At 39.1% G+C, this 5,691-nt stretch carries 5 protein-coding genes; 4 read left to right on the top strand and 1 reads right to left on the bottom strand.

Annotated elements, in window-relative coordinates:
• The first annotated feature begins 66 nt into the window (after positions 1 to 66).
• On the top strand, positions 67 to 1,326 hold the full coding sequence (locus ADH31_RS00435; RefSeq protein WP_049508213.1) for a TRZ/ATZ family protein: 1,260 nt from the start codon (positions 67 to 69) through the stop codon (positions 1,324 to 1,326).
• Positions 1,327 to 1,496: 170 nt separating this feature from the next.
• On the opposite strand, the gene ADH31_RS00440 is transcribed toward ADH31_RS00435, so the two are convergent.
• Positions 1,497 to 2,975 (bottom strand): oligosaccharide flippase family protein, encoded by a 1,479-nt coding sequence (locus ADH31_RS00440; RefSeq protein ID WP_000789695.1) that lies wholly within the window; start codon positions 2,973 to 2,975, stop codon positions 1,497 to 1,499.
• A 126-nt stretch (positions 2,976 to 3,101) separates the two neighbouring features.
• Here ADH31_RS00440 and mecA point away from each other — a divergent pair, with 126 nt between their 5' ends.
• The 3 genes from mecA to ADH31_RS00455 form a co-directional block, all read left to right on the top strand.
• On the top strand, positions 3,102 to 3,839 hold the full coding sequence (mecA, locus tag ADH31_RS00445) for an adaptor protein MecA (protein ID WP_000782671.1): 738 nt from the start codon (positions 3,102 to 3,104) through the stop codon (positions 3,837 to 3,839).
• 507 nt (positions 3,840 to 4,346) lie between these two features.
• The gene (locus ADH31_RS00450) at positions 4,347 to 4,910 is read left to right on the top strand and encodes a TIGR01440 family protein (RefSeq protein WP_000372788.1); all 564 of its coding nucleotides are present in this window, start codon (positions 4,347 to 4,349) and stop codon (positions 4,908 to 4,910) included.
• A gap of 1 nt (position 4,911) precedes the next feature.
• Positions 4,912 to 5,691, top strand: a 780-nt coding sequence (locus ADH31_RS00455; protein ID WP_049508216.1) for a YSIRK-type signal peptide-containing protein, incomplete at its 3' end; no start/stop codon positions are given.

Here is a 5,691-nt window from a genome sequence, read left to right on the forward strand (position 1 = left end):
TAAGGCGACGCTGACGTGGTTTGAATTTGATTTTCGAAGAGTATAATTTAGAAAAGGAGCCTATTGATGAAAGTCTTTCAGCATGTAAATATCGTGACTTGTGACCAAGATTTCCATGTCTACCTGGATGGTATCTTAGCTCTTGAAAATTCTCAAATCGTCTATGTCGGTCAGGAAAATCAAGAAATTCTCAAGCAAGCAGATCAAATCATAGACTATCAGGGTGCTTGGATTATGCCTGGTTTGGTTAACTGTCATACCCACTCTGCCATGACAGGCTTGAGAGGCATTCGTGACGATAGTAATCTCCACGAATGGCTGGAGGACTATATCTGGCCAGCTGAGGCAGAGTTCACACCAGAGATGACTACAAAGGCCGTCAAAGAGGCGTTGACAGAGATGCTCCAGTCAGGAACGACAACATTCAATGATATGTACAATCCTAACGGAATAGAGATAGAGAAGATTTATGATGCAGTCAAGGCATCCAAGATGCGTTGCTATTTTTCTCCAACTCTCTTTTCTTCAGACATGGAGACCACAGATGAGACTATAGCCAGAACGCGTGCTGTCATCGGGACAATCAAAAGCTATCAGGATCCCAATTTCAAGGTTATGGTGGCCCCTCATTCGCCCTATAGTTGTAGTCGAGAATTGCTGGAAGCAAGCTTGAATCTAGCAAAAAAAGAAGATATTCCGCTTCATATCCATGTGGCAGAAACACAGGAAGAGTCAGGGATTATCCTGAAACGTTATGGTAAACGTCCACTAGCCTTTCTAGATGAACTTGGCTATTTAGATCATCAGGCTGTATTTGCCCACGGTGTGGAGTTAAATGAAGCAGAAATTGCTCGCTTGGCAGATTCGCAAGTTGCTATCGCCCACAATCCTATCAGCAACCTCAAACTAGCTTCAGGGATTGCACCAATTATCCAACTTCAAAAGGCAGGTGTTCCAGTTGGTATCGCGACGGACTCAGTTGCTTCTAACAATAATCTCGATATGTTTGAGGAAGGTCGTACGGCAGCCCTTTTACAGAAAATGAAGAGCGGTGATGCGAGTCAATTTCCTATTGAAACGGCCCTCAAGACTCTTACGATTGAAGGAGCTAAGGTGTTAGGAATGGAAGATGAGATTGGTAGCCTGGAAGTCGGCAAGCAAGCTGATTTTCTAGTTATTCAACCCCAAGGAAAAATCCATCTCCAACCTCAAGAAAACATGCTGTCTCACCTAGTATATGCTGTTAAATCCAGTGATGTTGATGACGTCTATATTGCAGGTGAGCAAGTTGTGAGAGCTGGGAAGGTATTAACAGTAGATTTGTAAGTGATGCTCTTTCTAATTTTTTTAAGCTAGATCAGTGTTGTCTTGACCTCGTTAGCTCTAACATGTTCATTGAGTGAGTATTTATTGTCCGTAATGCCGTTGGATGCATAGAAAAAGAAGACCTTGTGAGTCTTCTTTTTGTTTAATTTGAACATTTTTGAGAGGGACCTCTATCCTCTTTTAATCTTAGAACGAACTAAGTCAAGCGCATAATGAAGTGTTTTATCTTTGATAATAAAGAGGGTAATGGCGTAATAGATGCCACAAGCTGCGATTGTAGAAAGAACCATGCTAATCATCTTCATCGTAACTTCATAGCTATGAACTTGGAAGAGGGTTTTAAAAACATAATAAATTGGGATGAAACCAAGTGATACGATTGTGTAGCGAGCCAGAGTTGTAAAAATCTCTTTCAAATCCAATAGTTTGTGCTTCTGAATAAAGCGAATTTCTAGCAGAACTACGATTGATTCAGCTATAATGGTTGTCCCAATGTAGTATTCAGGACTAAAGATATTATTGAAAAGGAGTAGTGAATTTAGGACTACATTGACACCGCCACCGATAAAGTAAAAGGCAGTCAAACGATTTTCATGGTCATTAATAAAGATAATCTGTTTTCCAAGGATTAATTCGATAGCCCAGATAATGGTACGAAAGGCAAAGATACTCGTTACGATTCCTGCTTCTAGATATTTCTCAGAAGAGTAGATAACTGTAGCATAGGTTCCTAAAACCATAATACCAATACTGGTAGGGACCATGAGGAAGTAAAAGAGGGATGCGCCCTGATTGACCAAATTTTTATAAGAAGTAAAATCTTTTTTTCCTAGATAATAACCAAGTCGTGGGATGCTGACGTTGATAGCTCCACTGAGGACACTAGCAATCAGCATAACGATACTGGAGGCAATGGTGTAGTAGGAGATAAAATTCTCATCAGGTCCTTTAGTGATGAACATACGGTCTAGCAAGGTATAGAGCATATTAGCATTTGCTAGAAGAAGCATGGTTAAGAGAGGTTTAGATGACTTGAGAAGTTCGATGAACTCAATTTTGACAAAGGAGACCTCTCGTTTAATCCATAGGAAGCTAAGTAGATAGTTGATAATGGTTGTCGCACTCATGATTGTGGCATAAGGAACAATATCATCAGGTGTCTTAACGAAAGCGAAGATAGCGACCAACATTCCAATACGAATCACGAGTGTTTTATAAAGGATAAAAGAATAGTTCTCATAGGCTTCGTTCATCCACTCGATATTCAGAAATTGGAAGAGGGCTTGGATACCAAGGATATAGTAAAGGATTTTTAGATTGACAATACTGGTATCAAAGTGAATAAAGAGGAAATAGATAGCTGTTGTCAGAATTGAAGTAATCAGGGAAATATAGAATAACTTAGAAAAGACATAATTGATCTTATTCTTATCATCCTTAACCTTACTGATAGCTCGAATCCCATAATTGTAAATCCCAAAGGCAGCGAGTGGAATGACAAAGCTTGCCCAGGTGTTGGCAGTGTTGAAGTAACCGTAATTCGATTTGCTAAGAATCCGTGTTAGATAGGGATTAGTAATCAAAGGAAAAACGATATTCAAGATATTGACCAGCAAGCTGGCCAAAGCGTTAACTTTTATATTTTTCATGAAAACTTTCTTTCTTATATTCTAAAATAGATACTAGTATTATATCATATTCCAACGCCATTTTTTTTGATAAAATTTTTGAAATCTTGTATAATAGATAGAACTGAAAGTATGAGGTTACGAACTATGAAAATGAAACAAATCAGTGATACGACTTTAAAAATCACCATGTCTTTAGAAGATTTGATGGATCGTGGAATGGAAATCGCAGACTTTCTCGTTCCACAAGAGAAAACAGAAGAATTTTTCTACGCAATCTTGGATGAGCTAGAGATGCCAGATAGTTTCTTGGATACAGGCATGCTTAGCTTCCGAGTAACACCTAAGCCAGACAAGGTTGATGTTTTTGTGACCAAATCTAAGATCGACCAGAATTTGGACTTTGACGATTTGGCAGATCTTCCTGATATGGATGAGTTGGCTAAAATGTCTCCAGATGAGTTTTTAAAAACCTTGGAGAAAACCATGGCAGAAAAAACTAAAGATGATATTGAAGCCATTCAATCTTTAGAGCAGGTTGAAAAGGAAGAAGAAGCAGCGCTTGATGAAGCCCTCGAAGTAGAAGAAGGAAAAAGAGAGCCTTATATCTACTACATCTTACGTTTTGACGATTTATCTAGTTTGGTTTCTTTTGCCAAAACGGTTGACTACCAAATGGAAACTTCAGAACTCTATAAGATGAATGACCAGTACTATCTGACAGTCTTAGTTGATGTAGAAGATCAACCTAGCCTTTATCCAGCTTGGTTGTTGGCACGTATGCGCGAATTTGCGGATGATAGTGATATCAGTCGTTCTGTCCTACAAGAATATGGGCAACTACTCATCAATCATGATGCTGTTCAAGGACTCCAAAAAGTTTAATCTATAAAAAACAGAGAAGCTACCCTTCTCTGTTTTTGTAAAATCTAGTTTTTAAAATTTTGGATTCAGTTTGTATCCAAAAAACTGTCATATTATAATTTGAGGATAAAATTAAAGTTTTAGCATCATTTCATGAAAATTTTCTGAATCATCATCTAAAGCTACAAGGAAGAAAAAGTGCCTAAAAAATAAGCAAAGTAGTAGCTTTAATAAAAGAAATGGGGTAGAATGGTAGAAGTTGCTTTTCGGTCGTTTATAATCGAATTGACTGACAAATCTTTTAGGTGTAAATGTTGTTACATCAACGATTTTACTAAACTATTATATTTTTTTTGTTTTCAAAGTATAATTTTATCTTATATTTGAAACTAGATGAATTTGAATCAGTTTTTAAAAAGAGCCCTCATATAGTTTTTGAATCCTAGCAAATGGTATTCCTATGCCTTCTAATCTTGCTAAAATTGATGAAAAACGATATGATAGAATGAAAAAAAAGCGAGGTGAAATATGGACCAAAGACGGATTCAAACAGAAACACAGCAGATACTTGAAGATGTATTAGACAAGGCTTCTTTACAGGAGGGAGCACTATTTGTCTTGGGTTTGTCTTCGAGTGAAGTGCTGGGAGGACACATCGGAAAAGATTCGAGTCAGGAAATCGGTGAACTTATTGTCAAGACTATGTTGGAACTGTTGACGGCTAAGGGAATTCACCTGGCTGTTCAAGGTTGTGAACATGTCAATCGGGCTTTAGTTGTTGAACGAGAAGTAGCTATAAAACATCAGTTGGAGATTGTGAGTGTACTCCCGACCTTACATGCAGGAGGTTCTGGTCAATTGGCCGCCTTCCGCTATATGAAGGATCCCGTGGAGGTCGAATTTATCAGGGCAGATGCTGGTCTAGACATTGGTGATACAGCTATCGGTATGCATATCAAACATGTTCAGGTACCCATTCGACCAGTCTTAAGAGAGATTGGTCAGGCTCATGTAACGGCACTTGCTAGTCGACCAAAACTCATTGGAGGGGCGCGTGCTCAATATCCAATAGATCATCTTAGGAAGATATAAAATGAATACTAGAAAAATGCAGTTTGAGAGAGTCATTAAATACTCTATTCGGAAGTTCTCGGTTGGTGTCGGTTCTGCGGTTATCGGGACATTTCTTTTGGGGGCAAATAACTTTTTAGTTGAAACTGTTTCAGCTAACGAAGTGGCAACACCCAACCAAGTTCATTACCGTTATTTGGCTGAACAAGAATTGACAGAAGCAGAAAAAGCTTTGATCCATCACGAACTCCCTTCGGATTTAAAACAAGATGATGTTGTCTATCTTGTTTACAGAAAGAAGGAAGTGAATTCTCAACAATTACCGAACACTGGAAGCAAGGAGTTAGCACTGGCAACTCTTGGATTTGCAACAGCGTCTATGGTTGTTGTGGTGATGTCTAAAAAACACCGTAATAAAATGCTTGGCCTTCTCTTTATTGGAGCTCTAGGTGGTAGTTACTTTATCCCTCAGTCAGCTCAAGCCTTTGAGAATAAAATCTTAGTGTCCTACAATCAAACGATTGCAGCAAGTAGTCAAGAGGACTTGGCAAAAGGTGTCATTCAAATCGAAGGATACGAATATGTCGGTTACTTTAAAGCATCTGACTTCCAAGACCAACCGGAGCAAATGATGACTGCTAAGGGAACTCAAGAAGCAGGCCACGAAGGCGAATCTTTGGTTCAACCAGAGTTGCCAGCCTACACCGGCGAGCTTACAGCCAAAGGCACGCAAGAAGCAGGCCACGAAGGCGAATCCCTAGTTCAACCAGAATCTCCAGCTTATACAGGCGAGATTAGTGCC

Source organism: Streptococcus pseudopneumoniae (assembly GCF_001072375.1).
GTDB classification, from domain to species: domain Bacteria; phylum Bacillota; class Bacilli; order Lactobacillales; family Streptococcaceae; genus Streptococcus; species Streptococcus pseudopneumoniae_L.